Consider the following 26,430-nt stretch of genomic DNA (forward strand, 5'->3'; position numbering starts at 1 on the left):
TCTGATTGTCCGGAGTGCAAAGTTGCAAAAAGAAACTCAAGCAGCAAACCGTTGCTGAAGAGGATGATTGTTCCAGCTTCATAAGCAAGCCTGCACGTTGTCGCCGAGTGTCAGCTCGCCTCCTTCTACCACTCGTGCCGTAATACCACCGTGCCCGCGCGTGGCGTTGTACCCGCCGGGCCCCAGAGTGGTCTCCATCTTGCTGCAGGGGTGGCAAGGGCCCGTGTATTCCAGCACCACGCCCCCAATTCTGAACATTTTTCCTTTCAAGGCCAGGAGGTTTAGGCCCGATACCACGATGTTGCGCCGGAAAACGTCGGGGCTAATTGCCTCCCGCTGCAAGCAGGAAGCAATGACGTACAAGTGCTCCTTCTGAATCAGGGTAACCTGCCGTTTGCTGGTTTCGCTGCCCTTGAATCGATCGCCTTCCAGGCCTGTGCCCGGTGCGATCACCACGCTATTGAGCGCTTTCATTGCTTCACCACGGGCTGGACGGATACCGATCCATTCCACTCTGCCGGATTGGGGGAGGGTGTCGAACAAGGTTTGAAGTGGGGTTGGTTCAGGCATAAGCGATCGTTTTGATGAAGGTGGTTGTTGGAGTGTCACCTGCCAGGGCGATTCGGACCAGTAGTTGTTGAAGCTTTTTTAACGTTTATTATTAACATGCGTTAATGTTTTTGGGCGTTTTATCCCTTCCGGATGTGCCGCTAAGCAGTGCTTGGCTCCGTGTATTTATTTTCGGCTTTATTTCGTAACGATATATAATGATGTCGTTATAAGCGTCATAAATTTCGAGAGTTTTAATAATATATGAAACATAATAATCAACAGTATTAAGTAGTAACTAAATTTTATTGCTAATAAGCCATTGGGCGTTTTAATAGCGAATTCGTCTTTACCGCTTCGCTTGATCAAGCCTGCTCGCCCTATTCAACCCATCGAATTTGGTCTCAATGCTCAACGGCCGAACTATTACAAATTTCCGTTGACTCCATTGCGAACCCATTGTGTGACGTATGCTTTTATAACGCAGTTGCAATGCTCTTCCCGGCACTGATCTGGCATTTGGTTCCGGGAATACGAGAGCAGTCGCAAGCAGTCGCTCAAAAGCCAGTAGCACTTCAAATAAAAGCAGGAATGTACGAGGAAACAATTTATGAAACTCAAGTACTCTGCGGCAATTATTTGCCTGGCACTCTCACCCGCGCTGGTTTCGGCTGAACCCGAGGCCGGTGATGGCCTCTTTGCTTTGACCGGCACCGGTTCAAGTGACAATGAGTTCGATAACAACGTTGCTGCCGTCAGCTTTGATGTGGGTAAGTTCTTCTCCGACAATCTGGCCGCTGGCTTGCGCCAAAGTTTTGGCTTTGCGGATTCGGAAAATAATTCGAGTTGGTCTGGCGCCTCACGGGGCTTTGTCGATTACCATTTTGACGGTGGTAGCTGGCAGCCCTTTGTCGGTGCCAATCTCGGTGGTATCTATGGCGATGATGTGGATGAAACTTTCTTCGCTGGCCCCGAGGCTGGTGTGAAGTACTATGTTCGGGAAAAAACCTACATCACCGTTCAGATGGAATATCAGGTCTTCTTTGACAGCGCCAGTGACGCCGACGACAACTTTGATGATGGCGCCTTCGCATACAGCGCGGGTATCGGTTACAACTTCTGATCAATAACTTATTTGTTCTTTTGAAATTCCCCAAAAGCTGCAAGAGAAGCCTGGGCTCAGATCGCCCAGGGTTCTCCTGTCTCTCCCCCGTAGTTCTGCAGCCGACTGCAGTTAGGCTTTGATTTTTGAGGTCTTTGCGGCCTTTTATTTGGTAAGGTCGATTCAGGAAGAGCGGAACCCGTTGGTTGGCGCCAGGTTTCTGAGGTTTTCTTTTTCGGGATATTTTATGGCAAAGCCTACCGAAGCCCGGCAGCGGGCGATACTTGAACGGCTCGATAAGTTTAGCCGCTTTACCGACAACAGTATCGGCATTCCCTTTACTCGATTTCAGATTGGGGCTGAGGCCATTATCGGCCTGGTGCCTGTAGTGGGCGATGCCGCAGGCCTTTTGTTGTCTGGCTATGTGTTGGTCGAAGCTCAACGGGCCGGGGCCAGCAAGGATGTGAAGCGACTTATCCTGCGCAATATGGGTATCGATTTTGTCGGTGGGCTGGTCCCAGTGGTGGGAGATGCCTTTGATGCCATCTATAAGGCCAATACTCGCAACACTCGTTTGCTGAGAAACTATCTGGAAGAGCAACTCGCTGTGGAGCCGCCTCCGCCGCCTTTCCCATGGAAGGCCTTAATCGGTTTGTCCATCCTGTTTGGAATTATTACCGCTGGCTTGGTGTTCGTCTTTTGACACGCTGAGGTAGCTCAAATTCAGTTAAAAAATAGTCACTCGGGTGCGCGTATCGATACTGCATTTCGCCCACTATACTGACATTTGTCGAATACAAAGGAGGAAGTGAAATGAACAGGATCGCAATCACCTTATGTTCAGCACTGTTAATCGCGCCGGTCAGCGCGTTCGCTGAGAGCATGATTTCAGATGCCCCTGAAAATGCCGAAGTGTATTTTGTTCAGCCAAGCGACGGTGCAACGGTTGAGGGCACCTTCGACGTCGTGTTTGGTCTGCGCAACATGGGCGTCGCGCCGGCGGGTGTCGATAAAGAGGGTACCGGGCATCACCATTTGTTGATCGACACTGAGGTGCCGTCCGATTTGAGCAAGCCGCTTCCAGCCACAGACCAAATCAAGCATTTTGGTGGCGGGCAAACAGAAACAGAGATTACGTTGCAGCCTGGCGAGCACACCTTGCAGTTGTTAATTGGCAACTACGCGCATGTGCCGCACAGCCAACCGGTCGTCTCTGAGCAGATCACAGTCACGGTCGAATAATTGAGCTAAAGGTGAGGCCGGCAGGCGCGGCTGTCTGCGGTTGCCTTGCCTTCTAGATTGGTTTCAATACGTTACAATGTCATCGGGGACATCGGGAAACAGGTGAACTAGAATTCATGTAATTGGGTTGTTTTCCTAAGCTGCAGCTGCAATTTTCAGATCTTCTGGTGAATCCGATGCATCGATTACTTGTCATCATGATGAGTGCAGTGCTAATTGCAGGCTGTGGCAATTTAAAGACGAGTGACTTCCTGAGTCGCACCGGTGACGCGCTGAGTAAAATCGGGCAAAAGGCTCCGGCTGCGGGTCCTGACCAGGAAATTAAACCGCTTTTTGATCAACCATACATTGATCCGCTAACGGAATACCTCCAACGTTACGCGCGTGATCCGGCCCGCACGACCCAGCTGGAGCAAGTGAGCCAAGAGCGTGAACGCCGCTGTGGCGCTGTCGCCCGGCGTTACAACACGGATGAGATTACCGCAGCAGGCCTGGCCTCGTATCGCCGTGGATATAGTTTTTCCTGTGCGCAGGATGTGGCGGCCTATGAGGCGCGGCTCGAAGCTATGCCGCCGGCGCCAAAACCCTCGCAGCAGCCGTTCAATGCTCTCCTGAGCGATAACACTGAGGTGCGCGATGGTGAAGCTAAAAAAGCTGCCGTATCCCGCCAGTTGAACGACTGCTATTTGCTCACCCGGATTCGCAACTTCAGTGATGCCCTGATTGCCTGTCGCGGCCCTGCCGAAGATGGCGCTGCGGGTGCGCAGGCAAACATGGCTCAGATCCAGTACGCTCTGGGCAATCACGAATCAGCCTATCGCTGGGCCCAGATGGCCGTGCCTGAATCTGGGCAGGCGGCCTATCTGCTAGGCGAAATTTACGCCCAGGGGCTTGGCGTAGCGCAGGATAAGAATGCGGCTGCGAAGTGGTTCAGAACTGCTGCAGGGCTCGGCCACGCGGGGGCTGAAAACGCTCTTAACAATCTGGTTTCATCCCCTGAAGGTGCAAGTGCCAATTAAACAGCTGCCGTGGCCAGCCTTGTCCAGGTGGGCACGGCCACATCTTGGCTTCTGGAGAAGCAGCTATGCTATACACTCCATTATGGGGCTGCTACTGCTACTGATTGCGCTTTTTGCTATTGGCATGTTTCTGTTATCCCACTTGAACCTGAACTACTCCCAGCAGGCGATGTATGAGTTGCGCAGGGATCAGATTCGGGATGTGTTCTTCACCGGATTGGTCCGCATTGATGCCCACCAAACTGCTCTGGAGCGCCAGGTGGCGACACTCGCGACTATAGGCGAGACATTCTACCGGTTATCGCGGGAACAGCAGGGTTCGCGAACAGCCCAGCGCCAACTGCAGAGCCAGCTTGAAAAAACACTGCAAAGCCTTCTAGAAAGCGAGCTGGGTGTATCCGGTGCTGGTCTCTGGTATCAGCCGGGCATTGTAGCGCCTGCCGGTAAACGCTATGCGCCCTATCTGGTCAAGGCCGGAGTTGGCGACCCCAGAATGCAATCCCAATCAACTGATTTCAAACAGACTCGCTGGTTTGAGTTGACCCTGGGGAGGGAGGGTGCCCGCAGTCCCGCCTCTGGCGAGACTGCCTACTGGTCACCGGTTTACTTTGACATGGCAACCGGACGCGTTGTTCTTACCCTTGCTCAGCCGGTGGTCAGCGCCGAAGGTGTGTTAATTGGTGTCGCGACCATCGACTGGGCATCGGATCAGGTTGTTGATCTGGTCAGCCGTATGGAAGTCACGCAAAGCAGCTTTGCTTTCCTTAACGACCGTAACAACCGAAACCTGTCCAGTCTTAGTCAAAACGAAGATCCGGTTCAGGAGCAGAAGATTATCGATGCAATTTTGGCAGCGAATCTTTCCGGAAATGATCCGGACACGTCATCAGCATTAGGTGATAGCAAATCCCCTGAAAAGCGGCTGCGTACACGGCAGCTTAACGTTGACGGGCGACTCTATGAGTTGTATTACGCCACAACACCGGCAGGTATGGTTTACGGCGCTGGCGTTCCAAAGGATGAGATCGACCGGGTGCTGGTGCCCATGCGCGACACTAATTACCGGATACTGGTGACCACGGGCTCGGTTTTGTTGATTCTGAGCCTTTACCTGCTTTATCGGATTCTGCAGCTCATGCGTGAATTGCAGGCCTCCTACACCGACGTTCTGACCGGTCTGCCCAATCGAGTGCGCCTGTTGAGAGACTTGCAGGATCGGCAGGAAGCCTGTCTCATTCTCCTGAATCTGGATCGTTTCAAAGAGGTTAACAGCCTGTTTGGCAATGAATGCGGCGATGCCGTGCTGTTGGCCATGCGTAAGCAGGTGCGCTCGTTTATCCGTACCCATTCTCACCCCTTTGGACCTGCCCCCGAGCTTTACCGTCTGTCCAGTGACGAATTCGCACTTCTGGGCCCTGGTGTTTCGGAGTCTCGGGTGCGCACGTTCGCCAGTGAATTGACCGAATTTCTTTGTGCGCAGCGTGTTAACTGGCAGCAGCAGGCGTTAACCCTGGACACCAGCGCGGGCATTGCCTTTCTCCGCGAGAGCAATGGAAACGCAGCATCGGATCTTTTGCTTAATCAGGCAACTATTGCTGTTTCTCAAGCACGAGATCAGATGCGTCAGTACCTGTTTTATGACCAAAGCCAGGAAGTTGAAAAAGGCTACGAGAAAAATATCTATTGGGCGAGGCGCCTGAAAAAGGCAATCGAGACCAACGCATTACGTCCACACTTCCAGCCGATTCACGATAACCAGCTGGGCACGTTTACCAAATATGAGTGTTTGGTAAGGATGGATGATCCTGAGCATGGGGTGATCGCCGCCGGGCAATTCATGGAGGTGGCCAATAAGCTTCGGCTTAACCGCCAGATCACCCGGATCATGGTGGAAAAGTCGTTCGCCGCTTTTGCCACGCAGCCCCACGAGTTTTCCATCAACCTGTCCTATATGGATATCGTTGATCCGGAAACCCTTGCTCTGATTCTGGAGCATCTGCGGGCGGGCAATGTTGGCGAACGGGTGATCTTCGAGATTCTCGAATCTGATGGCATCGGCAATTATGGTGATGTGTTGCACTTTATCGACAAGGTGAAATCTTTTGGATGCCGGATCGCCATTGATGACTTCGGCACCGGCTACTCCAACTTTTCCCATTTGCTCAAGCTGAACGTGGATTTCATCAAGATAGACGGTAGTTTGATTCGCTATCTGGCGCAGGACCACACGGCGTTTCTTGTCACCAAGGGGATTGTGCAATTTGCCCGGAGCCTGGGGATCAAAACGGTGGCAGAGTTTGTACACAGTGAGGTGGTACAGCGGCGTGTCGTGGAGCTGGGTATTGATTTCTCGCAAGGAGAGTATTTCGGTATGCCGGCCGCTGAGTTGTTGGCTGGAGAAGGGCAAAAGGAACGAGATAAATAAACAGTTTGCTTGGCCACGATGGATACATGTCTTCCCCGGTCGGGGAGGTAGGCGCCTTTAACCTCCTTGGTCCAGCCAGGGAAAATCTGGATGTCCTGGGTGGCTGAGAGCTTCGATCATTTCATCGGGGTAGGTGCCACGGTAATACTGTGCAAATGTGCCATCCAGTTTCATCTTGTCCAGGATTTTCTGCCAGCGGGCAACGGTTGCATCTGCGGTATCCAGCGACATAGCAATGTATAGGTATTTCGCTGAGGTGATGTAGGCAAGGGTCACATCGTTTGCTGAATAATCCGTTTCGGCAAATAATGGCAGGTGCCCAATATCGCTGGTCATCCAGGCATCAACGCGCCTGTGCATTAGCATCTCCAGACACTGCGCCGGCCGGGTGGGTTGTTCCAGATTGGTAAAGCCCAGAGCTGTCAGTGACTGCCCGTCAGAGCCTCCCCGGTACGCACAGACGCCATTCAGCTCGCGCGCGTCGTCCAGTGTTTCTATTGCAAGGTCATCTTGGCGACGAACAAAAAAACCGCCGGTGACACGCTTGATCGGGCCGACCCACTTGAACAGGTCTTCCCGTATTTCTGAGCGGGTGGCTTCAAACAGTGCTACATTCGGCTCTTGCAGGGCCATCCTGTAACCACGTGCCCATGGCAGCAGAACGATATCGCCCGGCTCGCCAGCACGTTTCATCAATTCGCGGACGAGTTCAGCTGTCGCTCCGGTTACACGGCCGTTTGCATCGAGATATTCACCTGGAGGCGAGTGCTCAGTCACCACCCTCATCGGTTCGCTCCACACCTGGGGGCAGGAAAGCCCGGTGATTAGGAGTATTCCCGTCAGAGTTATTCTTCTTACACGATAATCTCCTGCCATTCGCAAACCCTGTGTCCCGGAAACCAGCCAACCATCAAAATGGCTCATGCTGCGTCAGAATAACGGGCAAGGGAAAAAATGTCTGTAACGAAACGAAACTCAGCCCAAAGCCAGTTCCTGGAGCCGGCTGTAGCTCAGCTGGCAGGCGCCCAAAGCCCCTGTAGTTGGCCTAGCAGTGAAGAGCCAACCCCTTGGTCTCCCAGAAAGCCCATTATAATCGGTACGAATTGCTGGATCATGGCGTTGTCCATGCCCAGCGCTGAGAAGGCCGATTGCACCTCGGACATGGACGAAATGCCGGAGAGGAGGCTGTCGCTCAAGCTGTTACCTCCCCCCAGCAGGTTGGATAGGCCCGGAGCTTTGCTCGTGAGACCACTCATGGTGCTGGTGCCCAGCTCATTTTTAGCGAGTTGCAACAAGGCGCTGGTACCACCAGCCGCCTGAGTTTCGGTAACGTCGAGTTGGCCCTCTAGCTGACCTAACAGTTGCTGGGCTTCACCGCTGACCTGTGTGGCTGAGGATAATGCTTGGGTGCCGCTGGAGATGGTGTCGTTCAGGCTGAAAGCGCCAGCGCTAGGTGCTAGCAGGTAAATACTTGAAACAAAAAGGAACTTCTTGAGAATGTCGTTCATTGTTACTTCCTGCGGGGTGTGTGGTCGAGAGGTTCCTTAATATATTGGGGGGCAGTAGCAAAATAAAAGTGCCAAAAATCCATACAGTTTTATATGCCGGCGTACCAAGCGTAGCCTCGATCTTCCCAGAAACCTCCGTTACCGCCTTCGATATCCTCAAAGTTTTCGACCACTTCAATCGCCATGATGAACTTGGCCATCTTGTAGCCCAGTTGTCGCTCAACTCGCAACCGAAGCGGTGCGCCATTGGCGGTTGGCAAGGTCTCGCCGTTGAGTCCATACGCGAGCAATGTTTGCGGGTGGTAGGCGTCTTCCATGTCGATACTTTCGTAGTAGCGGCTGCCGGTTGAGCCGTAGGAATCGGCGCAGTGAAATACCAGGTAACGCGCGCTGGGTAGCGGTTGAACCTGCTCAAGTACTGCGCTGAGTTTGGCGCCGGTCCATTCACCAATAACACTCCAGCCTTCCACACAGTCATGCCGGGTGATCTGGGTACGGGACGGCAAGGCTTTGAGATCGTTCAGCGACAGGCGGGCGGGGTTTTTGACGAGGCCGTCCACTCTCAGGGCATAATCTGCAAAGTTGTTGGCGGCCAGGCGTTGGTACTCTTGACCACTGCCGTTGGTGCTGCCGTTGGGGCGGTGTATCGGCGATATGTCGGCCCGGGTAAATTCTTTAGCCATGGCTTTTCGTGGTGTGATCGCATGCTGAGCAAAATTCGATAACTTTTCGCTACTGCGCAAAGTGTCAACGAACCAATCGCTGCGAGAGAGCTTGTCACACCCGGTGAGTGTCAGTAACCCACCGGACGCGAGCAGGCCTTTCAATAAACGCCGTCGGTTGTTATCCGTCATGGTGGGACTCCTTTTCATGCTTATCAGGTGTATCGGTTTGATAACGAAAATTACCGGTAATCATGGAGCGCAGGTTGTTCAACGGGCCGGTAACGACCACTTCAAACAGGTGGACAAACACAAACAATACAAAGGAGCATGCGATCAGAAAATGAATGCTCCTGGCTGACTGCCGCCCGCCTAGCACTTCAAGTACGCCGCCCATAACCGTGTCCATGCGAGGTGACATGCACAGGCCAGTGATTACGATCAAAGCCCCCAGCCCAAAGATGGTGATCAAGTACGCGAGTTTTTGCAGGATGTTGTACCGCGTAGCCTCTTCGCCAGCGGGGTGCTGCAGTTTGATGTGTGAAATTACCGAGCTGCCGAAGCTGCGCCAGTCCTCGCGTGTGGGTATCAGTTTTTTCAGGTGGCCTGAAGCTACCGCCCAGACAAAAAAGAGGGAGGCGTTAATCACCAGAAGCCAAGCAAAGAAAAAGTGCCAGTTTCGACCCATAGCTAGCCAGCGGCCACTGGGAATGGTCAGCCAGGAGGGAAAACCGCGCACCTGCGGATCGCCGTTTGCATCGCTTGATAGGCCCAGCACACCCGTCGTGTTCAGCTCCCAGCCAAACAGGCGGGTATGCCCGACCATTTCGCCAGCCTCCGTACGATGGGCACCCATGGACAGCCATGGCGAATCGAAATCAGAAACCGAGCCCCAATACAGGTGAGGGTGGGCATTAAAAATTTGAAGCCCGCTTAACAAAAGAAAAAACAGGCAAAGAGCGTTTGCCCAGTGAGTTATCCGCATTGGTAGCCCATGCCGGTATAACGTGCGGGTATGGGCTTTTGAATTCTTCATGGAACAATCCCTCTGCGGAGTTCCGGATCAAATACACGCCTGATTCGGAAATTACTCTTTGTTATTTCGAGTCGCTTGGCCCTATTGCACACACTACAAGCCAAAAAACTCGGAATCATTACGCAAAGATAAAAAAACTATAAACGATAGGGCGCGATTGCTTATTGGTTTTTGCTTTGTTGGTGATTGAACCTGCGCAGGTTTTCGGTTAAACCTAGCTTCTCTCATTTCTCTCACTGTGCGAAACCAACACGCTTAACCCCCAGAACAGGAGCCCGACAATGGCGGAATTATCACTCAAGGAACAATTGAGCAACGCGGTAAAAGAGGCAATGCGGAACAGGGATAAAACCCGGCTTGTCACCCTGCGTATGGCTCAGGCTGCGGTTAAACAGATCGAGATTGATGAACGCCGCGATCTGAATGACGAGGAAGTCCTGAAGGTGCTGGACAAAATGCTTAAGCAGCGCCGTGATTCTGCGCGACAATATGATGATGCCGGCCGCAAGGAGCTGGGCGACACGGAGCGGGCGGAAATGGTGATTATTGAGGAATTCATGCCCGCTGCCCTTTCCGAGGATGATTTGGATGCGCTGATTCGTAAGGCAATCAGTTCAACCGATGCTCAGGGAATGCAGGATATGGGCAGTGTAATGAACACTCTGCGCCCTCAGGTGCTTGGTCGGGTCGAAATGGGCCACCTGAGCAAGAAGGTGCGGGCTGCGCTGGCGGGGTAACGGTTCTGCATGGAACGATATCTTATTCTTAGGAAGCAAACGCAATGATTAGTACCAAAATATATAAATCCGTTTATGGCTTAGCTGAGAAGCTAATGGAGGCTGATAAAAACGGCGATAAAGTGGCGTTTAATTCGCTGTATGCAGAGTTAAGGGCTGTTTGCATTGATAATGAAAATACCGACAAAGACCACCCCGAACAATGGGAAACACTTGCGGACTTTGCAGAGAATTTAGAAGAGGCTTTGGAGGGCTACGAAAAAGCCATGGAAAAAGCCATGGCTATCAATGCGAAAGACCATATGTCATCGATCGCATTTTCTATGGCTACCGTGCAAATTGAGCTGGGCCAAACCGACGCAGCTATCAAAAATCTTCAAGATGCAAAAATCAATGCTAATAAAATTGACGATAGAGAATTAAAAACAGACATAGACGAGCTGCTTGAAACGTTACTGGCAGATTAGCTATGCCTATAATGTGAGCAGCTCCGGCGACTCTTCTTGAAGGAAGTGGCCTGTTGCTCACGCAAAAGCGTATTCTCCACCCTTCTCAAGCGCCTTCTGGTAAGCAGGTCTGGCGTGCATACGTTCTACCCAGGCTAAAATGTTGGGCCGGTTCTTGCCGACGATACCCCGGGCTACTGAGGCTTCCAGCGGGAAACTCATCTGAATGTCTGCGGCGCTGAGGTTGTCCCCGAGAAACCAAGTGTTTTTCGCCAAGTGAGACTCGACAAAATCCAGATGCGTGTTGATCATCGGGCCTATGAACGTTTGATGGGTTTTGTTCACAATGCCTTTAGCTACTGGCTTGATAAAAAACGGCATTGGGCTGTTTTTCACCTTTTCAAACACCAGGCGCATAACCAACGGAGGCATTAAAGAGCCTTCGGCGTAATGCAGCCAGTACGTGTAATCAAGCCACGCCTGGCCACCGCTCTCGGGCAGCATGGTGTCTTTGCCATAGGTGTGGGCAAGATATTCGATAATGGCGCCAGACTCCGCTACTACCAGATCGCCGGTGGTAATTATCGGTGATTTACCCAATGGATGTATTTTTTTCAGGCTTGCAGGCGCCAGCATGGTTTTTTTGTCGCGTTCGTAACGCTGGATCTCGTAGGGCACTCCAAGCTCCTCCAGCATCCAGAGAACGCGTTGCGAGCGGGAATTATTAAGGTGATGAACTGTAATCATGCAGAACTCCGTTCACTTCAAAAGAGAGATCAGACTAGCAGAGTAGTCTGCAAATGCCTTTCGGGTTTACCATTATTAACTTCGACTGGAGAATATTGCCCGGCTTAGTTGCTGTTTATTACCATAGCGGCAATGCTTGGGCAGCAGCAGCTGCGGTTTTGATTTGTCGAAGTTTTTGTAATCTCTTATTTGGGGCTCACTATGAACAATATGCACATTGATATCGTTTCCGACATCGCCTGCCCATGGTGCGCCATTGGCTATGCCCGCCTAGAGCGCGCCATGGGGCAGTTGGCGCCAGAGTATGAGTTCACCGTTCAATGGCATGCATTTGAGCTGAACCCCGATCACAGCGGTGAGGGTGAGCCGATTCTGCCGGCTTTGGCCCGCAAGTACGGGCGGAGCGAGGAAGAGTTGCGCGTCACTCAGAACCAGATGATGACGATCGCGGAAGATCTTGGCCTTAATTTTGACAGCATTCAGGAGCGGCTCACCTGCAACACGTTCGATGCCCACCGGCTGGTAAAATGGGCCGGCGAGCAGGGCCAGCAGACGGGCATGAAGCAAGCGTTGTTTGAAGCCTACTTCGGCAAAGCGGAAGACGTCTCCAACCACGATGTTCTGATCAAATGCGTTGAATCTCTCGGGTTGGATTCCACAAAAGCCAGAGATGTGCTGGGCACTGACCAGTACGCGACTGAGGTGCGAGAAGACGAAGCCACGTACCAGAAGGCGGGTGTTACGGCTGTACCGGCGTACATAATCAACGGCCAGTACCTCATCTCCGGAGCACAAGAGCCCGATACTTTGGTTCAGGCGTTGCAGGAGATTGGCGCAGAGCCTGCCTGAACGACACAGGTTTCAATCGGTTTTGTCAGCGCCTTAGAGCCCCTGCGCTCCGCGCCGCAACCAGTCATGCACAAAGGCAAGCTTGCGGCGAGCAACATCTGACAGCACGAAAGGATAGAGATCTTCCAGGCCCATTGAGCGGTTGACGTGGTTGACGCCAGGAACAAGGGAGGCAGCAACATGGATCAGGCGTTCCGCGCTGGGTTCGGTATAGGGATCCCAGTTTTGGTGCGGCAATTCCGGTGAGGAAAGACCTGCCGCGACGAAGCTGTCGGTTATATCGGTCAGGTGTAGCAAGTGGGCGGTGGTTTCGGCCCAGTCCTCATGAGGGTGCGCCGAGGCGTAGCTGGTCAGGAAGCTCAACGGCCAGCCGGGTGGCGGGCCTTCCTGGTAATATTGCTGTAAGGCCGTTGGATAGTCCGTGCGCTCGTCGCCGAACATTCCTCGAAAAGCATCGAGAAAATCCTCGCGCAGGCTGAGTCGCCACCAAAGCATATGGGCGATCTCGTGTCGCATGTGGCCTATCATGGTGCGATAGGGTTCCTCCAGCGCTTCACGGCGGGTTACTCGCAGAACAGGGTCTACTTCGGCCACGCTGATGGTCACCTTACCCTGAACATGCCCCATGGGTACTGGGGTGGCACCCTCGGCAAGCATGTGGAACACAGGTGCGCGCCAGGGTCTTCGGGCCGGAACCAGTGCCACCGGCCAAGATTGTCCAGTGCCCAGCGCTTGGCTGCCTCTGTTTGCGCCCAGTTGGGAATGGCGTTGGGAATAGCCGGGTCTGGCGCTAGTTCGGTCATTGCGCAGGATCGACAAAAAGCGCCTTGCTTGGGGGCAATCCAGTTGCAACCGATAATTTCCCGGTTCGCGCAAAAAGGCGGCATAGGCACGAATTCCCGCGCCTGCGGGTCGTAAGCAACAGGAGTTCCTTCGGCTGTAGCCAGGTTGTCGAACCAGAGTGTGCCGGAGCCTACTGGATTGGAAAAAACACGCATGGATCATGGACTCCAAAGGTATGGCAGGGCGAGCGACCCTTAAAATGATCATTCGATACTTCTCTTCTCCCGGCTTTTTGTCAAATGGTGGGCGCCGCAGGTTTGCTACTATCCTGATACAGTCGGTGAATAGTTTGCGGACCCATAACCACACAAGTAAGAAGGTGCCTTTTCCATGACGGAACTCAAACAGGTTGCCGGCCTCGCTCCCCGCCAGCTTCTCAACATTGAAGGCCATCTTGACCGTTGCTATATCCAGCCTGGTAAATTGCCCGGCGCATTAACACTGGTGGCCCGGCGCGGAGAGATTGCTTATGTAAAAGCCCAAGGGCTGATGGATGTGGAACGCAACAAGCCGGTGTGCCGTGATACGGTTTTTCGCATCTACTCCATGACCAAGCCGATCACGTCTATCGCCATGATGCAGCTTTATGAGCAAGGGCGGTTTTTGCTGGATGATCCAGTGCACAAGTATATTCCGGCCTGGAAAAATCGGCGGGTGTATAAAAGCGGTGTCTATCCTGATTTCCTGACCACACCCGCAACCAGCATCATGACCATTCGCGACCTGTTCACCCATATGTCTGGCCTGACCTATGGATTTATGAACCGCACGAATGTTGATGCGGCTTACCGGGAATTGAAGCTTGATGGCAGCCGGGATTTGACGATGGAAACACTGGTCGATCAGCTTGCGGAATTGCCATTGGAGTTTTCGCCGGGCACAGCCTGGAACTATTCCGTCAGCACGGATGTACTGGGCTATCTGGTACAGCTGCTGTCGGGCCAGCCATTTGATGAATACCTGCGTGAGCATATCTTTGCCCCCCTGGATATGCCCGACACCGGCTTTCACGTTCGTGATGATCAGCTTGACCGCTTCGCCGCCTGCTATCAGTACCAGCCTGGCGATCGGTTCCAGCTGCAGGACGATCCTGAGACATCGCCTTTCCGTCGTAAGGGGAGGTTTTTGTCGGGCGGCGGCGGACTGGTTTCTACTATTGACGATTATTTCCATTTTGCCCAAGCGCTTTGTCAGGGTGGAGAGTTTCAGGGGCAGCGAATTATTGGTCGCAAGACCCTGGAGTTCATGCGCAGCAATCATCTGCCGGGGAATCAGGATCTGCCAGGCCTTTCCGTGGGTGCGTTCAGCGAGACGCCCTATGCCGGAAGTGGTTTTGGCCTGGGCTTTTCTGTCAAAACTGACGTTGCCAAATCCCAGACCAACGGGTCGGTGGGGGAGTACGGTTGGGGTGGTTTGGCGAGCACCAACTTCTTCATCGATCCGGTCGAAGAGTTGGTGGTGATTTTTATGGCGCAGTTAATTCCTTCGTCGTCCTACCCGATCAGGCAGGAGTTGCGGGCGATCGTTAATGGAGCGTTGGTATGATGAGCACGGGCGTTGAGGATCGTGATCATTAATCTCGACCACACCACCGCTCAACGCATTGTAGACCGGGCAATGCAGGTTATTGGCCACTCGGTAAATGTGATGACCCCAGACGGCGTTATCATCGCGTCAGGAGATCCACTTCGAGTGGGTGAAGTTCATCAGGGCGCGCGGCACGTCGCTCTGCAGGGAGAGTCTCTGTCGGTTGATGCCGCTAATGCAGAGCACTTCCCCGGGGTTCGCCATGGCGTTAACGTTCCCATCACAGTTGGCCATCAGGTTGTAGCGGTTGTTGGTATTTCTGGAGAGCCTGCGAAGGTCTTGCCGTTTGCTGATTTGGTGAAGGTTACGGCGGAGCTTATGCTCGAGCAAACGGCTCTGTTGGAAATAGGCCAGCATCGTCGCCGGCAAATAGAAGACACGCTGTTAGCTTTGATTAATGGCCGTACCGTGCCGCAGAGTTGGCTGGATAGGATCGATGTCGATCTGGTTCAGCCGCGCCTTGCCTTGATCATCGAACCTGCGCAACTTCCTGGGGCCGATGATTTTGTTATTTCGTTGATGCGGCAGCTGGAACTCAGTGACAAAAGTCTGTTATTGGCACAGGTAGCTCCACAGCGGCTTCTTGTACTCGCTCCGGTAAAGCCATCGGGCGCTACAGGGGGGCGATCAATAGCAGAACAGGCATTGTTACGCCTGCAACGGAGCTTGTCAGCCACCACTTATATGTCGGTTGTGTTCGCCGCTGGACAGTACATTGAGGGGAGTTTGCAGGGGTGCTACGAATCTGCTCTTGCAACAATGACTAACGGCAGACGCGAATCACCGCAAAGCCGGCTCCATTATTACTCGGATGACCCGGTCACCATTTTATGGGAAAGCCTGCATCCTGGCTGGCAGCAACAGGAACTGTTGCGACCTTTGCAAGCGCTGCAGACGCACCCCCGTCATCTTGTGTATGTGCGTACTCTGCAAGCGTTTCTTGATGCCAATGGTGATGTGCAAAGATGTGCGACAGCTCTGCACTTACACCGCAACACCATTCGGTATCGCCTGAAAAGCATTGAACAACTGACCGGGCTATCTCCATTTCGGCTCCCTGAACTTCTGCATCTATACCTGGCTCTGAGCTCTGATAGCCTTCCAAGTGATTTTTGATTTGTGCAAGTGCACAAAAATTCCCAGCTGAGCTCTTGCACATCAGGCCTTATGTCTAAAGACGAATCTCCGTTCAGCTTCTATGCTCAGGGTTTGAGCCAGGGCCCTTCACTGGGACAATAATAATTAAAGCGATGCCGGAGATTTTCTATGTATATGGTTTTAATTTTAGTCGCTCTTATTGCGTTCATTGTGTTCGCAACGAGCAGATTGCGACTCAATCCTTTTATTACGCTTTTGCTGGCGTCGTTCATCGCCGCTTTTGCATTTGGCCTGCCTTTCGACTCAATCGAATCAACGATTCGCGGTGGTTTTGGCAAAATTCTCGCTACATTGGCCTTGTTATTGTTTTGGGCACCATCATTGGCGTCATCCTTGAGCGCACCGGTGCCGCTATTGTGATGGCGGAAACCATCATTAAGCTTTTGGGGAAGAAATTTCCCACCATGACCATGTCTATCGTCGGTTTTATCGTGTCTATTCCGGTGTTTTGTGATTCCGGTTTCGTCATTCTAAACAGCTTGAAACGCTCTATGGCACGAACCCTGAGCGTATCCCCTGTAGCCATGACGGTGGCGCTTTCTACCGGTTTGTTTGCAACCCATACCCTGGTACCGCCCACACCCGGCCCGATTGCGGCGGCGGGTAATTTAGGGCTGGAAGACAATCTGGGCCTGGTTATCGGTGTTGGACTCGGTTTTGCGATAATTGCGGCGCTGGCGGGTTTGGTTTGGGCGTATTTTTCACGCAACTTGCCCAGCACTGAATTGGAACTGACCGAAGAAGCGTTTCAGGAAGGCAAAGAGCAATACGGCGATCTGCCTGGCCCGTGGAAAGCGTTCGCCCCTATTTTTGTACCAATCGTCCTGATTTGCCTGGGCTCAGTAGCCAATTACCCCACGGCTCCGCTGGGTGATGGCGCTTTGTATGAAGTGTTGAACTTTCTAGGCAAGCCATTGAATGCTTTGATGATTGGCCTTGGGTTTGCGTTATTTTTGATTCAGGGTGGCGAAAAACTCAAAGAGTTTGCCCGCCACACTGAAAAAGGCCTGGTTGTCTCCGCGCCGATCATTCTGATTACCGGTGCCGGTGGTGCATTTGGTGCAGTTCTGGCCGCGACGCCGCTGGGCGATTTTCTTGGCCAGAACCTGTCTACACTGGGCTTGGGCGTTGTCATGCCGTTTATCGTGGCCGCTGCGCTTAAATCGCGCAAGGCTCTTCAACGGTCGCCTTGGTTACAGCGTCTGCGTTGGTTGCGCCGTTGCTGCCACAGTTGGGGCTGGACTCAGATATGGGTCGCGTATTAACGGTGATGGCTGTTGGCGCTGGTGCCATGACCGTCTCTCATGCTAACGATAGCTATTTTTGGGTGGTATCCCAGTTCAGTAAAATGGACGTGGCAACAGCGTATCGCTCACACACGGCTGCAACACTGTTTATGGGGTTGGTGACAATCAGTGCCGTGTGGCTGGTATCAATGGTGGCGCTGTAAGTGCCGTCAGAGATACTTTAAAGAACTTACCAGTAAGGACGCAGCATGCGCGTACTCATTGCCCCAGACTCGTTCAAAGAGTGTCTCACGGCAGAAGCCGTTGCGAGTGCCATTGCCACTGGCTGGGTGCGAGGTGCTCCGGCTGACCACGTGGTTCAGATTCCTCTGGCAGATGGAGGAGAGGGCACAACCGCCACTCTTGTGAGGGCCATGCGCGGCACACTGCATCGAGCACGTGTAACCGGGCCTTCCGGTGCCGCTGTCTGCGCCAGTTACGGGCTCATAGAGGATGGCAAAACAGCCATTGTGGAAGTTGCTGAGGCAAGCGGCCTGCACTGTGTGCCCGAGCCTGAGCGCAATGCAATGACGGCAACCAGTTATGGCACCGGTGAGCTCATCATGGCTGCCCTGAAACACCAGCCAGAAACGCTCATTGTCTGCCTGGGTGGCAGTGCCACCACCGATGGTGGTGCGGGTTTGCTGCAGGCGATGGGTGCGAAACTGCTGGATGCTTCCGGCCATGACATACCACCCGGTGGTGAGGGACTGCAGCATATCAATCACTTTGATCTTGCCGAGGCCAAAGCCTGCGTAGCAGGTATACGGATTGTGGTTGCGTGCGATGTCACCAACATTCTACTTGGGGATTTGGGTGCGGCGGCGGTGTTCGGGCCGCAAAAAGGAGCTTCACCAGACGAAGTCAAAATACTTGATAGCAACCTTGGCAAATTCGCCCGGTGCGTGGAGAAAAGCGGTTACGACATAAGTAGCTTTGCAGGAAGTGGCGCTGCCGGCGGTATTGGCGGCGCTGTCGCCGGCATCCTCGGAGGGGTTCTGAAGCCCGGGATTGAGCTGGTGATGTCGGCCGTGGATATGGACGCGCACATGCAGGACAGCGATCTGGTGATCACGGCCGAAGGTGCGATTGATGGGCAAAGCGCATCGGGGAAAACGCCCACGGGCGTGGCTAAACTGGCGCAACGCTACCAGGTGCCTGTTATTGGCCTGGCTGGAAAGTTGGGGGAAGGCGATATGACCGCCATTCATAACGCAGGCATTACGGCGGTTTTCCCGATCGCCCCGGGGCCGATCAGCAAAGACGATGCCATCGCTAACGCCGTGCACTATCTTGAGAACACGGCCGAGCAGCTGGCCAGGCTTATTTCGGGGCTGAAATAAGCCTCCCGCCACAGCAGTAAAAGTTTGAGCCCGGTTCTATGCCATAATGGCGGCAAGTATTTAGTGGGTTTAAAGCGAGGTAATGTAATGAAGCTGTTTAAAAGTACAAGAATGAAAACGTTGGCGTTGGTGCTAGGTGTAACGGCCGCTGCTAGCGTGGTTCAGGCCGGAACCCTTGGAGATAGGATTGAAGACGGCGAGACGATCCGCATCGGATTTGCCGCAGCACCACCCTGGGCTTACGCTGGGGACGATGGCTCAGCCAAAGGTTTTGTCAACGGCATCACCATTGATGTACTCAAGCGCATGGGCTACACCAATATCGAACCTGTTCTGACCGATTGGTCCAGCCTGATTCCCAGCCTGAAAGCGCGTCGCGTGGACATAGTGACGGGCGGTATGTACATCATTAAAAAGCGCTGTGAAAACATGGATTTTTCAGATCCAATTGGTGCTTTCGGTGATACCTTTGTGGTGCCCAAGGGCAACCCTAAAAATCTTGAAACCTATCAGGATCTGATTGACCAGAACCTGACCATGGTTGCGCCTTCCGGTTACAACACACTGACGGATGCCAAAGATGCCGGCGTTCCTGGCAGCGATATCAGGGAAGTGCCCGGCACGACGGAAGCCCTAGCTGCCTTGCGTACAGGCCGTACCGATGCGGTTCCGATTAACGTGTTGGAAGCCAAGCACGCTGCAGACCTGGATGAAAGTTTCGATATTTCAGATCCCGAGGTTTTCGTAGGCCGTGAAAAGCAGGTTGTGGGTGTCGGTTTTCGCGCCGAAGACAGTGCGTTTCGTGAGGCATTCAACAAAGCCCTGAAGGATTACATGGGCTCTGATGAAATGATGGCAACCGTTACGCCCGATGAGTACATCAAGGCGTTCTTGCCTACAGGGCAAACAACGGAAGCGGCCTGTAAATCCAACTAGGTTAATGGCCTAGTTGGCGTCCAAAACCGCACTCAGGAACTGCTGAGTGCGGTCGTTCTGGGGGCTGTCCAGCAGTATTTTTGGCGCTCCCTGCTCTTCAATCTGACCCGCAAAGAAGAAGCAAATTCGGTCTGAAATTTCCCGAGCAAAGCCAATTTGGTGCGTGACCATCAGCATGGTCAGGTTGTGCTGATCCACCAGGCTGCGGATAACGCTGGTTACTTCGCTGATGACCTCAGGGTCCAGTGCGGAAGTGACTTCGTCAAACAGCATTACTTTGGGGCGCATAGCAAGCGCGCGGGCGATGGCTACCCGTTGTTGTTGCCCACCAGATAACCGAGAAGGGTGCTGATCGCGCTTCTCCGCCATGCCGACCATATCCAGAAGTTCCAGTGCACGCTTCTCGGCCTTTTCTTTAGACAACCCCAACACCTGTATTGGCCCTTCCATGCAGTTGCCAAGAGCCGTCATGTGGGGAAACAAGTTGAAGTGCTGAAAACACATACCTATCTTGGAGCGGATCTTGCGCAAATGAGCCGCACTGGCACGCACAAGGCGACCATTCTTCTCCATATGGGTCAGCGGTTCGCCGTCTACGTAGATCACACCGCTGTCGATGGTTTCCAGTGTCATCAGCATGCGCAGCACGGTTGTTTTGCCCGAGCCTGAAGGGCCAATGATGGTCACCATTTCGCCTTCTGCAACGTCCAAATTCAAGCCGTCGAGTACGGTCAGCTGACCGTATTTTTTGGTCACATTCTGAAACCGAACCATGGGCACATTATCGCCCTCAAGCTTCAGGGGGTAGTCGCTCATATCGTATTTCATCGAGTCAGTCCCATTTTGCGGCGCAATGCCTTGTCGAATCGCCGGATGAGCCAGGCAGTTGGCAGCGATATGGCCAGGAAGATAAGGCCGACGATTGTGTAGGGTTCCAGATAGCGAAAGTTATCGGCGCCAATGGAATTGGCAGTGTGCATCAGTTCAGCCACCCCGATAACGGACAGCATTGGCGTGTCCTTGAGTATGCCAACCAAATAGTTGCCCATACCCGCCAATGCTGGCGGAAGTGCCTGTGGAATAATGATGCGGCGATAGGTTTGGACCGTTGACAGGTTGATGGCCCGAGCGGCCTCCCACTGACCTTTAGGCACGTTTTCGATACCGCCCCGATACACTTCGGAAAGATAGGCAGCGTAATGCAGGCCGATGGCGATGAGGCCCGCCGCCCAAGGTGACAGGCGCAAACCGAACTGGGGGCCAACGTAATAGATAAAGAAGATCTGCAAGAGCAGTGGCGTGGAGCGGACAAACTCCACCAGTTCGCGCACGATAAAAGTTAGCGTGCGCGAAGGTGTGCGTTGTGCCAGCGCGAATACCAACCCCAGCACCACCGCCACAAGATAGCCGCCACCGGCTGCCACTAGCGTATTGCCCGCTGCTGCGATCAGGCGGGGCAAAATTTCCCAGGTAAAATCCAGTTTCCAGTCAAGCATGAGTTACATTCGTCCGATTTTGCGGGCCATAACCCGTTCCAGCCAGCGCATAACGGGCGTCACCATAAAGCGCGCAAAAATATAGTAGATGACAAGCGCGGTACCGAACGCCTGGGCTGACAGGTAAGTGTTGTTGTTGATCTGGCGGGTTTCAAACATCAGATCGGCGACCGAAATCAGGGCAACCAGGGCGGTGCCTTTCAGAATCTCGACCATCAGATTTCCCCAGGGTGGCAGTATGGTGACCAGCGCCTGCGGCAAAATGATCCTCCGCATGCGGGCTGCGGGTGACATATTCAGAGCCAGTGCGGCTTCCCACTGGCCCTTGGGAACGGATTGGATCGAGCCACGAACCAGTTCCGCACCGTAGGCCCCATAGCAGAGCCCGACGGTGACAAAGCCTGCGGTGAACTTCTCCAGAGTGAATCCAAAGAGCGGCAGAACAAAGTAAAACCAATAGAGCTGCACCAAAAGCGACGTGCCGCGGAAAAGCTCAATATAGACGGTGGCTGTGGCACGCACGGTTTTCGAGTGCGACATCTTCATCAGCCCTGAGATAAGTGCGGCGATAATTGCCACCAGAACGGCTAGCCCGAACTGCCCCAGAGTGATCAGCGTGCCGTCGAGGAAGCGGTCGCTGTAGGTAGTGAGAAAATCCAAATAGGGCATCGTTACGCTTGGTCTCTGGCTCGTTGCGGGCCGGTTTCAGTTTCTGTAATGCTGTCAAATAAAGCACGGCATTGTTGCATAAATTCGACGGCGAAGGTTACTGCTCTAAACGTTTTGTGTCTAAGTATTTAAATCCCCAATTGCAGCCCGATTTCGATCACTCGGCCAGAGGGAATCTGGTAAAGCGAAGTGGCATGTAGAGTATTGCGAACCATGAACGCAAAGAGTTTATCGCGCCAGGCCATCATGCCGTCTTTCTTGCGGTCAGCAATCACCGATATCCTGCCCACAAAATAGGTGGCGTCGTCCAGGTCAATCGGTAAGTTGCCGTGCTCAATACAGTTGGTTAAATCGGATGGAATATTGAAGCCTTGCATGAAGCCGTAGTTGAGTTTGACTCCGTACAGGCCCTGGCCGAATGCTTTAACTTGCATGCGCTGGTCATTGGGTACGCGCGGATGGCGGGTCATTTTTACGTTAACGATGACGACTGCTTCGGGCAGCAGAATGTTGTGCTTTTTCAGCTGTATCAGGGCATTGGGCACTTCTTCTGCCCGCGCGGTGAAAAATATGCCGACACCGGGCGAGCGTTCGATCGGGTCATGCTCAAGGTGACCCAGCAGGGTTTCAACGGTAATAGTATTGGCTTCGTAGGATTGGAGTAGAAGCTCGGTGCCACGGCGCCAGGTTACGATCACCGTGAAGATAATCGCGCCCATGGCCACGGGAAACCAGCCTCCACGGGGGATGGTTTCTGCATTGGCGGTGAGAAATGCCAGATCAACCGTTAGAAAAACCAGCAGGAAAATACTCGCCTTCGCCAGGCTCCAGCCGCCTCGTTCCCTGGCCACATTGAAGGCCAGAATGGTGGTCACCAGCATGGTGGCGTTCACGCTCACGCCGTAGGCTGCTGCCAGGTTGTCGGATGAGCGGAACGTAAGCACCAGGGCAACCGCCGCAATCACCAGGAACCAGTTAATACCCGGCATGTAAATCTGGCCGTGGGAATACTCGGAGGTTTGCTGAACCCGCAAGCGCGGCATAAATCCAAGTTGCACCGCTTGCCGGGTGAGTGAGAATGCCCCGGTGATCACAGCCTGTGATGCAATGATTGTCGCTGCCGTTGCCAGGCCAACCAACGGCAGCAGTGCCCAGTCCGGTGCCAGATGAAAAAACGGCTGTAGAGCCCCTTCGGGCTTATCCAGCAGCAAGGCACCTTGACCAAAATAGTTCAGTAGCAGGGCGGGTAATACGAAACAGAACCAGACCACTCGTATTGGGGTGACTCCAAAATGCCCAAGGTCTGCGTAGAGAGCCTCGCCGCCGGTGGCCACCAGAAACACCCCGATCAGCACCAAAAACCCCGTCAATTGATTGCTCGCAAGAAACTGTACTGCGTACCAAGGCGCGACTGCCTTGAGCACTTCGGGGTGTCCGATAATGCTGTTCACGCCCAGCGCGGCCAAGGTTACAAACCAGACCACCATGATGGGGCCGAACATGGCTCCTACCTTGGCGGTACCGTACTTCTGCATAGCAAATAGCAGCACCAGGATGGTAATGGTTATTGGCAGCACGTAGGTGTGCAGCGACGGCGCTGCGACCTCCAGCCCCTCCACGGCACTGAGTACTGAGATAGCCGGCGTCAGCATGGTGCCGCCATAGAGCAGGCCTGCGCCGAACAGGCCGACCAGAATCAGCGTGCGGCGGGGCCGGCTGTCCCGATCTTGATGCGGCCGTAACAGGGCTAGCAGCGCGAAGATTCCGCCCTCGCCATGGTTGTTGGCGCGGAGAATAAAAACCATGTACTTCAGGGAGATGACAATGATGAGTGCCCAAAATATCAACGACAGAATGCCAAGGATATTGGCCTCGTTGATAGGCACTGGGCTGACCCCGCGAAAGCACGCTCGCAAGGCGTAGATTGGGCTGGTGCCTATGTCGCCGTAAACGATGCCTAGCACTGCCAAGCCGACCGCGGAGCGGCCAGGTTTCGATGCCTTATCGGATTCAGCCATGGCCCGCCCTTCTCGGTGAACTCAGGTGTTGTTCTATAGTCTAGTTTAGTTGCAGAACTATGGCCTTCATGGATTTTGAGACGGCCCAACTGCTCATAGCTCGTAACTCATGGCCCCTTTCGGCTCCTGTATGAAGTACCCCTGGAAGTTGCGAATGCCACGCTCCCAGAACCAGGACAATGCTTTGGCGTCTTCTACGCCGGTTACCACAATTTTCTGGCTGGAGTTGAGGGCGGCTTTGAGCTGGTGCAGGAGATCCTCAAGCGTAGGTGTTTGTTGGGCGCTGGCGCCGAGTGTTGGCACCAGTTTTACGAAATCTACAGAGCCCAGTTCCTTTAACAGCTCCGCCGGGGCGGCGGCCGCATCAACGTGCTCTATGATTAGCCCGCAGCCCATTTCCCGAACCAGGTTGGCTATCTTTTTTGCCTTGGGCACATTTTTTAATACGGTTGGACATGACAGCGCCAAGTAGATGCGGCGATCGCCCTGATGCGAGCGTTGCGCATTGTTGTGCTGAGCAACGTGAGAAGGCGCTCCACATCTACCATGGGAGAGGACAGCTTTATGCATACTGAATGGCTGGCGGAGGCTTTGCCTTCCAGGAGCGCAAGGCTGTTTACTGCATGCTGAATCACCCAGCGATCGAGCTCGTAAAATGGGCCTCGATCGCTTTGAGGCAAACAAGGCAGGAACTGCCAAGCAGATACACTGCGTTGTCATCGCCCACCAACCGCACTTGTGCCTCAAAAACGGTGTGATCGGTTTCCATGTTGACTATGGGTTGGTAATAAAGCTTGAATGCCTGCTCTGCTACCAATTCTTTTATGCGGTCGTCCAATTTGGATTCAGGTGACCGTTCGGGCGCCTGTTGCCATACCAGGCTGTTGCTGCCGGATTGCATGGCCTTGTGACAGGCTTTTTCCACCTCGATCAGCGCTTTGTCTTCATCCACGGTATGGTTCAGGGTCAGCGCGCCCAGGCTCAGCGTGACTGGGTCGGGGGCATTTTCCAAAGCCCAGGCGGCGTTGTTCAAGGTGTGATGAAAGTGTTCGAGACAGGTTTTTCCGTCATCAGCGGCAGGCGTTGTTATCCGAAACAGGAAGCTGCCGCCTCCAAGGGCGCAGCCCGAATCCCCAGCGGCGAGTTGTTCCGCGAAATGTTTTTCCATACGAGCGTTCAGCTTCGCCATGGCACGGGCACCATGTTGGGCCCGGAGATACGCCTGTCGGTCTACGTTTGCCTGTATTAGATAGTGAATCTGGTCTTCCTGATCGCTTTCTACTCGGGCCAACACATCCACGAGTTCGGTCAAAAAGTAGTCGTGGTTCTGCAGGCTACGGGATTCCTTGCGTTGGCTGACCAGGTTGATGCGCGCCGCAATAAGTTTGGCGTTCGTCAGGTGACGGTGCAGCGAGCTTAGGAACAGTTCATTGTCTAGCGGCTTCTGGAAGAAATCGTTGCCGGCAATACTGTGCTGTTCGAGCAGTTCCCGGCTCTTGGGTGACGCCGATACGAAAAGAATCGGGATGGTCATATAGTTAGCATCCTGCCTGAGCACCTTAGCTAACTCCATGCCTTGGCAACCGGGCATGTCGTGATCCAGCACGATGACATCCGGCTGAAACTTTCCGATGCGTTCCAAAACGCGCACCGGTTGGCTCAAGCCTTCTACCTCATAGCCTTCCTCGCTGAGCATGGCGTTGTAGTAGGCGAGAAGATCGGTATCGTCATCCACCCAAAGCACCCTTGGCTTTGCCGAGGGGGCGCTCTCCAGTAATTGGTGGATACGCTTTTCGAGTATGCCCATGTCGATGGGTTTGGTCAGGTAGATATCTGCGCCAGCCCGGAGCGCCCGCATGCGGGCGACCATATCGCTCCTGGCGGACATCATAATCACCGGAGTATTGGTGCCTGACTGGCACTTCATGCTCTCCAGCCAACCGATACCTTCCAGGGCGCCTTGGGGGAAACTGATGTCCAGAAGAATCAGCTGATAAACATGGCCGTCGGTTCGCTGGCTGTAGGTGTCTGGATCTTTGAACGTTTCAGCGGAATAACCTTGTTGTTCCAGCCAGTTCTTGAGGTGGGCGGCCTGGCTTTCATCGTCTTCAATAACAGCGATTCGGTACGCTTGACGCTTCCTTACATCGGCTTTTGACACGAAGGCGGCTATCTCCGTGTTAAGGGAGGCACGCGAGGCCTCCTCAATGGCGCCTTCGAGCGCTTTGAGTGAGTTTTCGATTTGCTGGCGCTCTGTGGAGGTGGCATCAGATTTTGCCAGTAGCGCCTGTAGCTGATCTTCAAGTATTCGCGCTGTGTTGCTGATCTCAGGAAATTGAAAGGTGGCGCCACTTCCGGTCAGCTTGTGGGCGCCTTGGTGCATGAATTCCAGCGCCTTTGGGTTCCAGCTGACGTGCACGAGCCGGTTCCATGAGTCTCTGAGTTCGCCCATGCGATCGGGTAAGCCTGCGATATACCTGCTTCTGAGTTCTTGGAGCTTTCGCCCAGGGCTGGCTTCCGCCATTGCTGCACCTCTTGTATCTTGAGTTGCTCCTTGGGCTGTCTGGGAAATTATTGAATGGCCGCATTTGCCCGACAGGAGACTGTGAAGCGTATCTCAAATTTGCCTTATTAGTTACCCCAGGCGACAATCCTGCTCGCCTCCTGAACAATACCGCGCTATCCCGAAGAAAATGGGACAGACCTATTCTTGCGCATAAATATCCCTTTCCAGGCAAGTGTCGAAACGTCGATGGAGAAGCTCAAGTTATT

At 53.6% G+C, this 26,430-nt stretch carries 26 protein-coding genes and 1 pseudogene; 13 read left to right on the plus strand and 14 right to left on the minus strand.

Annotated features, from left to right (window positions below; translation table 11 throughout):
- Positions 1 to 78 precede the first annotated feature (78 nt).
- Positions 79 to 570, minus strand: coding sequence for an MOSC domain-containing protein (locus tag BCA33_RS09435; RefSeq protein WP_071265275.1), 492 nt, complete (start codon positions 568 to 570; stop codon positions 79 to 81).
- A 589-nt stretch (positions 571 to 1,159) separates the two neighbouring features.
- Here BCA33_RS09435 and BCA33_RS09440 point away from each other — a divergent pair.
- The 5 genes from BCA33_RS09440 to BCA33_RS09460 all read left to right on the plus strand — a co-directional run bounded on the left by BCA33_RS09440 (position 1,160) and on the right by BCA33_RS09460 (position 6,337).
- On the plus strand, positions 1,160 to 1,672 hold the full coding sequence (locus BCA33_RS09440) for a hypothetical protein (protein ID WP_071265277.1): 513 nt from the start codon (positions 1,160 to 1,162) through the stop codon (positions 1,670 to 1,672).
- A gap of 226 nt (positions 1,673 to 1,898) precedes the next feature.
- Positions 1,899 to 2,354, plus strand: a complete 456-nt coding sequence (locus tag BCA33_RS09445) for a DUF4112 domain-containing protein (RefSeq protein WP_071265400.1) — start codon at positions 1,899 to 1,901, stop codon at positions 2,352 to 2,354.
- 179 nt (positions 2,355 to 2,533) lie between these two features.
- Positions 2,534 to 2,893: a DUF4399 domain-containing protein gene (locus BCA33_RS09450; protein WP_254774314.1), complete on the plus strand. Its 360-nt coding sequence runs from the start codon at positions 2,534 to 2,536 to the stop codon at positions 2,891 to 2,893.
- Between the two features lie 176 nt (positions 2,894 to 3,069).
- Positions 3,070 to 3,912, plus strand: coding sequence for an SEL1-like repeat protein (locus BCA33_RS09455; protein WP_139172961.1), 843 nt, complete (start codon positions 3,070 to 3,072; stop codon positions 3,910 to 3,912).
- Complete coding sequence (locus BCA33_RS09460; protein ID WP_254774306.1) at positions 3,902 to 6,337, plus strand: EAL domain-containing protein; 2,436 nt, start codon at positions 3,902 to 3,904, stop codon at positions 6,335 to 6,337. Before BCA33_RS09455 ends, BCA33_RS09460 begins: the two co-directional genes overlap by 11 nt.
- Before the next feature lie 57 nt (positions 6,338 to 6,394).
- Here BCA33_RS09460 and BCA33_RS09465 read toward each other — a convergent pair whose 3' ends face one another.
- The 4 genes from BCA33_RS09465 to BCA33_RS09480 all read right to left on the minus strand — a co-directional run bounded on the left by BCA33_RS09465 (position 6,395) and on the right by BCA33_RS09480 (position 9,543).
- Positions 6,395 to 7,123, minus strand: a complete 729-nt coding sequence (locus BCA33_RS09465) for an ABC transporter substrate-binding protein (RefSeq protein WP_071265285.1) — start codon at positions 7,121 to 7,123, stop codon at positions 6,395 to 6,397.
- Between the two features lie 224 nt (positions 7,124 to 7,347).
- Positions 7,348 to 7,845: a DUF2780 domain-containing protein gene (locus BCA33_RS09470; RefSeq protein WP_071265287.1), complete on the minus strand. Its 498-nt coding sequence runs from the start codon at positions 7,843 to 7,845 to the stop codon at positions 7,348 to 7,350.
- 89 nt (positions 7,846 to 7,934) lie between these two features.
- A complete protein-coding gene (locus BCA33_RS09475) occupies positions 7,935 to 8,699 on the minus strand; it encodes a molybdopterin-binding protein (RefSeq protein WP_071265289.1) in 765 nt (254 codons plus the stop codon).
- A complete protein-coding gene (locus tag BCA33_RS09480; RefSeq protein WP_071265291.1) occupies positions 8,689 to 9,543 on the minus strand; it encodes a cytochrome b/b6 domain-containing protein in 855 nt (284 codons plus the stop codon). The genes BCA33_RS09475 and BCA33_RS09480 overlap by 11 nt, the downstream gene beginning before the upstream one ends.
- A gap of 281 nt (positions 9,544 to 9,824) precedes the next feature.
- Between BCA33_RS09480 and BCA33_RS09485 the strand changes: the two genes are divergently transcribed.
- Positions 9,825 to 10,280: a GatB/YqeY domain-containing protein gene (locus tag BCA33_RS09485; protein ID WP_071265293.1), complete on the plus strand. Its 456-nt coding sequence runs from the start codon at positions 9,825 to 9,827 to the stop codon at positions 10,278 to 10,280.
- A gap of 44 nt (positions 10,281 to 10,324) precedes the next feature.
- Entirely contained in the window at positions 10,325 to 10,747 is a 423-nt protein-coding gene (locus tag BCA33_RS09490; protein WP_071265295.1) for a Replicative DNA helicase, read from the plus strand.
- A gap of 57 nt (positions 10,748 to 10,804) precedes the next feature.
- Here the strand turns inward: BCA33_RS09490 and BCA33_RS09495 are convergent, their stop codons facing one another.
- The gene (locus BCA33_RS09495) at positions 10,805 to 11,473 is read right to left on the minus strand and encodes a glutathione S-transferase family protein (RefSeq protein WP_071265297.1); all 669 of its coding nucleotides are present in this window, start codon (positions 11,471 to 11,473) and stop codon (positions 10,805 to 10,807) included.
- 201 nt (positions 11,474 to 11,674) lie between these two features.
- Between BCA33_RS09495 and BCA33_RS09500 the strand changes: the two genes are divergently transcribed.
- Positions 11,675 to 12,322: a DsbA family oxidoreductase gene (locus tag BCA33_RS09500; protein WP_071265299.1), complete on the plus strand. Its 648-nt coding sequence runs from the start codon at positions 11,675 to 11,677 to the stop codon at positions 12,320 to 12,322.
- A 33-nt stretch (positions 12,323 to 12,355) separates the two neighbouring features.
- Here BCA33_RS09500 and BCA33_RS21700 read toward each other — a convergent pair whose 3' ends face one another.
- Positions 12,356 to 12,979 (minus strand): putative zinc-binding metallopeptidase, encoded by a 624-nt coding sequence (locus BCA33_RS21700; RefSeq protein ID WP_254774315.1) that lies wholly within the window; start codon positions 12,977 to 12,979, stop codon positions 12,356 to 12,358.
- Entirely contained in the window at positions 12,925 to 13,320 is a 396-nt protein-coding gene (locus BCA33_RS21705) for a hypothetical protein (RefSeq protein WP_254774307.1), read from the minus strand. The genes BCA33_RS21700 and BCA33_RS21705 overlap by 55 nt, the downstream gene beginning before the upstream one ends.
- A 175-nt stretch (positions 13,321 to 13,495) precedes the next feature.
- Between BCA33_RS21705 and BCA33_RS09510 the strand changes: the two genes are divergently transcribed.
- The 5 genes and pseudogenes from BCA33_RS09510 (at position 13,496) to BCA33_RS09530 (ending at position 19,475) form a co-directional block, all read left to right on the plus strand.
- Complete coding sequence (locus tag BCA33_RS09510; RefSeq protein ID WP_071265301.1) at positions 13,496 to 14,710, plus strand: serine hydrolase; 1,215 nt, start codon at positions 13,496 to 13,498, stop codon at positions 14,708 to 14,710.
- Positions 14,711 to 14,731: 21 nt separating this feature from the next.
- Entirely contained in the window at positions 14,732 to 15,868 is a 1,137-nt protein-coding gene (locus BCA33_RS09515) for a sugar diacid recognition domain-containing protein (RefSeq protein WP_071265303.1), read from the plus strand.
- A gap of 150 nt (positions 15,869 to 16,018) precedes the next feature.
- Positions 16,019 to 17,360 (plus strand): annotated as a pseudogene (locus BCA33_RS09520) (GntP family permease).
- 45 nt (positions 17,361 to 17,405) lie between these two features.
- On the plus strand, positions 17,406 to 18,539 hold the full coding sequence (locus BCA33_RS09525; RefSeq protein ID WP_071265305.1) for a glycerate kinase: 1,134 nt from the start codon (positions 17,406 to 17,408) through the stop codon (positions 18,537 to 18,539).
- Between the two features lie 87 nt (positions 18,540 to 18,626).
- Entirely contained in the window at positions 18,627 to 19,475 is an 849-nt protein-coding gene (locus BCA33_RS09530; RefSeq protein WP_071265307.1) for a transporter substrate-binding domain-containing protein, read from the plus strand.
- A 9-nt stretch (positions 19,476 to 19,484) separates the two neighbouring features.
- On the opposite strand, the gene ehuA is transcribed toward BCA33_RS09530, so the two are convergent.
- The 6 genes from ehuA to BCA33_RS09560 all read right to left on the minus strand — a co-directional run bounded on the left by ehuA (position 19,485) and on the right by BCA33_RS09560 (position 26,182).
- Positions 19,485 to 20,291, minus strand: coding sequence for an ectoine/hydroxyectoine ABC transporter ATP-binding protein EhuA (ehuA, locus tag BCA33_RS09535; protein WP_175469747.1), 807 nt, complete (start codon positions 20,289 to 20,291; stop codon positions 19,485 to 19,487).
- A gap of 8 nt (positions 20,292 to 20,299) precedes the next feature.
- Complete coding sequence (gene ehuD / locus BCA33_RS09540) at positions 20,300 to 20,971, minus strand: ectoine/hydroxyectoine ABC transporter permease subunit EhuD (RefSeq protein WP_071265311.1); 672 nt, start codon at positions 20,969 to 20,971, stop codon at positions 20,300 to 20,302.
- A gap of 3 nt (positions 20,972 to 20,974) precedes the next feature.
- Positions 20,975 to 21,640, minus strand: coding sequence for an ectoine/hydroxyectoine ABC transporter permease subunit EhuC (gene ehuC / locus BCA33_RS09545; RefSeq protein WP_071265313.1), 666 nt, complete (start codon positions 21,638 to 21,640; stop codon positions 20,975 to 20,977).
- A 128-nt stretch (positions 21,641 to 21,768) separates the two neighbouring features.
- Positions 21,769 to 23,658: a potassium transporter Kup gene (locus tag BCA33_RS09550; RefSeq protein WP_071265315.1), complete on the minus strand. Its 1,890-nt coding sequence runs from the start codon at positions 23,656 to 23,658 to the stop codon at positions 21,769 to 21,771.
- Positions 23,659 to 23,751: 93 nt separating this feature from the next.
- Positions 23,752 to 24,378 carry an EAL domain-containing protein gene (locus tag BCA33_RS09555; RefSeq protein WP_083394704.1) on the minus strand — a complete coding sequence of 209 codons (627 nt, stop codon included), beginning with the start codon at positions 24,376 to 24,378 and terminating at the stop codon, positions 23,752 to 23,754.
- Positions 24,290 to 26,182: a response regulator gene (locus BCA33_RS09560; protein WP_071265319.1), complete on the minus strand. Its 1,893-nt coding sequence runs from the start codon at positions 26,180 to 26,182 to the stop codon at positions 24,290 to 24,292. The genes BCA33_RS09555 and BCA33_RS09560 overlap by 89 nt, the downstream gene beginning before the upstream one ends.
- Positions 26,183 to 26,430: the final 248 nt, after the last annotated feature.

The sequence above is a fragment of the Marinobacter sp. AC-23 genome (assembly GCF_001858325.1).
Classification (GTDB): domain Bacteria; phylum Pseudomonadota; class Gammaproteobacteria; order Pseudomonadales; family Oleiphilaceae; genus Marinobacter.

What these genes read in the sequence shown, in the direction of transcription:
- BCA33_RS09500 (WP_071265299.1), top strand. Translation starts at nt 11,675, where the DNA reads ATGAACAATATGCACATTGATATCGTTTCCGACATCGCCTGCCCATGG.
- BCA33_RS21705 (WP_254774307.1), bottom strand. Translation starts at nt 13,320, where the DNA reads ATGCGTGTTTTTTCCAATCCAGTAGGCTCCGGCACACTCTGGTTCGAC.
- BCA33_RS09475 (WP_071265289.1), bottom strand. Translation starts at nt 8,699, where the DNA reads ATGACGGATAACAACCGACGGCGTTTATTGAAAGGCCTGCTCGCGTCC.
- BCA33_RS09465 (WP_071265285.1), bottom strand. Translation starts at nt 7,123, where the DNA reads ATGAGGGTGGTGACTGAGCACTCGCCTCCAGGTGAATATCTCGATGCA.
- BCA33_RS09490 (WP_071265295.1), top strand. Translation starts at nt 10,325, where the DNA reads ATGATTAGTACCAAAATATATAAATCCGTTTATGGCTTAGCTGAGAAG.
- BCA33_RS09440 (WP_071265277.1), top strand. Translation starts at nt 1,160, where the DNA reads ATGAAACTCAAGTACTCTGCGGCAATTATTTGCCTGGCACTCTCACCC.
- BCA33_RS09435 (WP_071265275.1), bottom strand. Translation starts at nt 570, where the DNA reads ATGCCTGAACCAACCCCACTTCAAACCTTGTTCGACACCCTCCCCCAA.
- BCA33_RS09510 (WP_071265301.1), top strand. Translation starts at nt 13,496, where the DNA reads ATGACGGAACTCAAACAGGTTGCCGGCCTCGCTCCCCGCCAGCTTCTC.
- ehuA (WP_175469747.1), bottom strand. Translation starts at nt 20,291, where the DNA reads ATGAGCGACTACCCCCTGAAGCTTGAGGGCGATAATGTGCCCATGGTT.
- BCA33_RS09470 (WP_071265287.1), bottom strand. Translation starts at nt 7,845, where the DNA reads ATGAACGACATTCTCAAGAAGTTCCTTTTTGTTTCAAGTATTTACCTG.
- ehuC (WP_071265313.1), bottom strand. Translation starts at nt 21,640, where the DNA reads ATGCCCTATTTGGATTTTCTCACTACCTACAGCGACCGCTTCCTCGAC.
- BCA33_RS21700 (WP_254774315.1), bottom strand. Translation starts at nt 12,979, where the DNA reads ATGCTTGCCGAGGGTGCCACCCCAGTACCCATGGGGCATGTTCAGGGT.
- BCA33_RS09445 (WP_071265400.1), top strand. Translation starts at nt 1,899, where the DNA reads ATGGCAAAGCCTACCGAAGCCCGGCAGCGGGCGATACTTGAACGGCTC.
- BCA33_RS09455 (WP_139172961.1), top strand. Translation starts at nt 3,070, where the DNA reads ATGCATCGATTACTTGTCATCATGATGAGTGCAGTGCTAATTGCAGGC.
- ehuD (WP_071265311.1), bottom strand. Translation starts at nt 20,971, where the DNA reads ATGCTTGACTGGAAACTGGATTTTACCTGGGAAATTTTGCCCCGCCTG.
- BCA33_RS09495 (WP_071265297.1), bottom strand. Translation starts at nt 11,473, where the DNA reads ATGATTACAGTTCATCACCTTAATAATTCCCGCTCGCAACGCGTTCTC.
- BCA33_RS09560 (WP_071265319.1), bottom strand. Translation starts at nt 26,182, where the DNA reads ATGGCGGAAGCCAGCCCTGGGCGAAAGCTCCAAGAACTCAGAAGCAGG.
- BCA33_RS09555 (WP_083394704.1), bottom strand. Translation starts at nt 24,378, where the DNA reads ATGACAACGCAGTGTATCTGCTTGGCAGTTCCTGCCTTGTTTGCCTCA.
- BCA33_RS09480 (WP_071265291.1), bottom strand. Translation starts at nt 9,543, where the DNA reads ATGAAGAATTCAAAAGCCCATACCCGCACGTTATACCGGCATGGGCTA.
- BCA33_RS09525 (WP_071265305.1), top strand. Translation starts at nt 17,406, where the DNA reads ATGCGCGTACTCATTGCCCCAGACTCGTTCAAAGAGTGTCTCACGGCA.
- BCA33_RS09550 (WP_071265315.1), bottom strand. Translation starts at nt 23,658, where the DNA reads ATGGCTGAATCCGATAAGGCATCGAAACCTGGCCGCTCCGCGGTCGGC.
- BCA33_RS09450 (WP_254774314.1), top strand. Translation starts at nt 2,534, where the DNA reads ATGATTTCAGATGCCCCTGAAAATGCCGAAGTGTATTTTGTTCAGCCA.
- BCA33_RS09530 (WP_071265307.1), top strand. Translation starts at nt 18,627, where the DNA reads ATGAAGCTGTTTAAAAGTACAAGAATGAAAACGTTGGCGTTGGTGCTA.
- BCA33_RS09485 (WP_071265293.1), top strand. Translation starts at nt 9,825, where the DNA reads ATGGCGGAATTATCACTCAAGGAACAATTGAGCAACGCGGTAAAAGAG.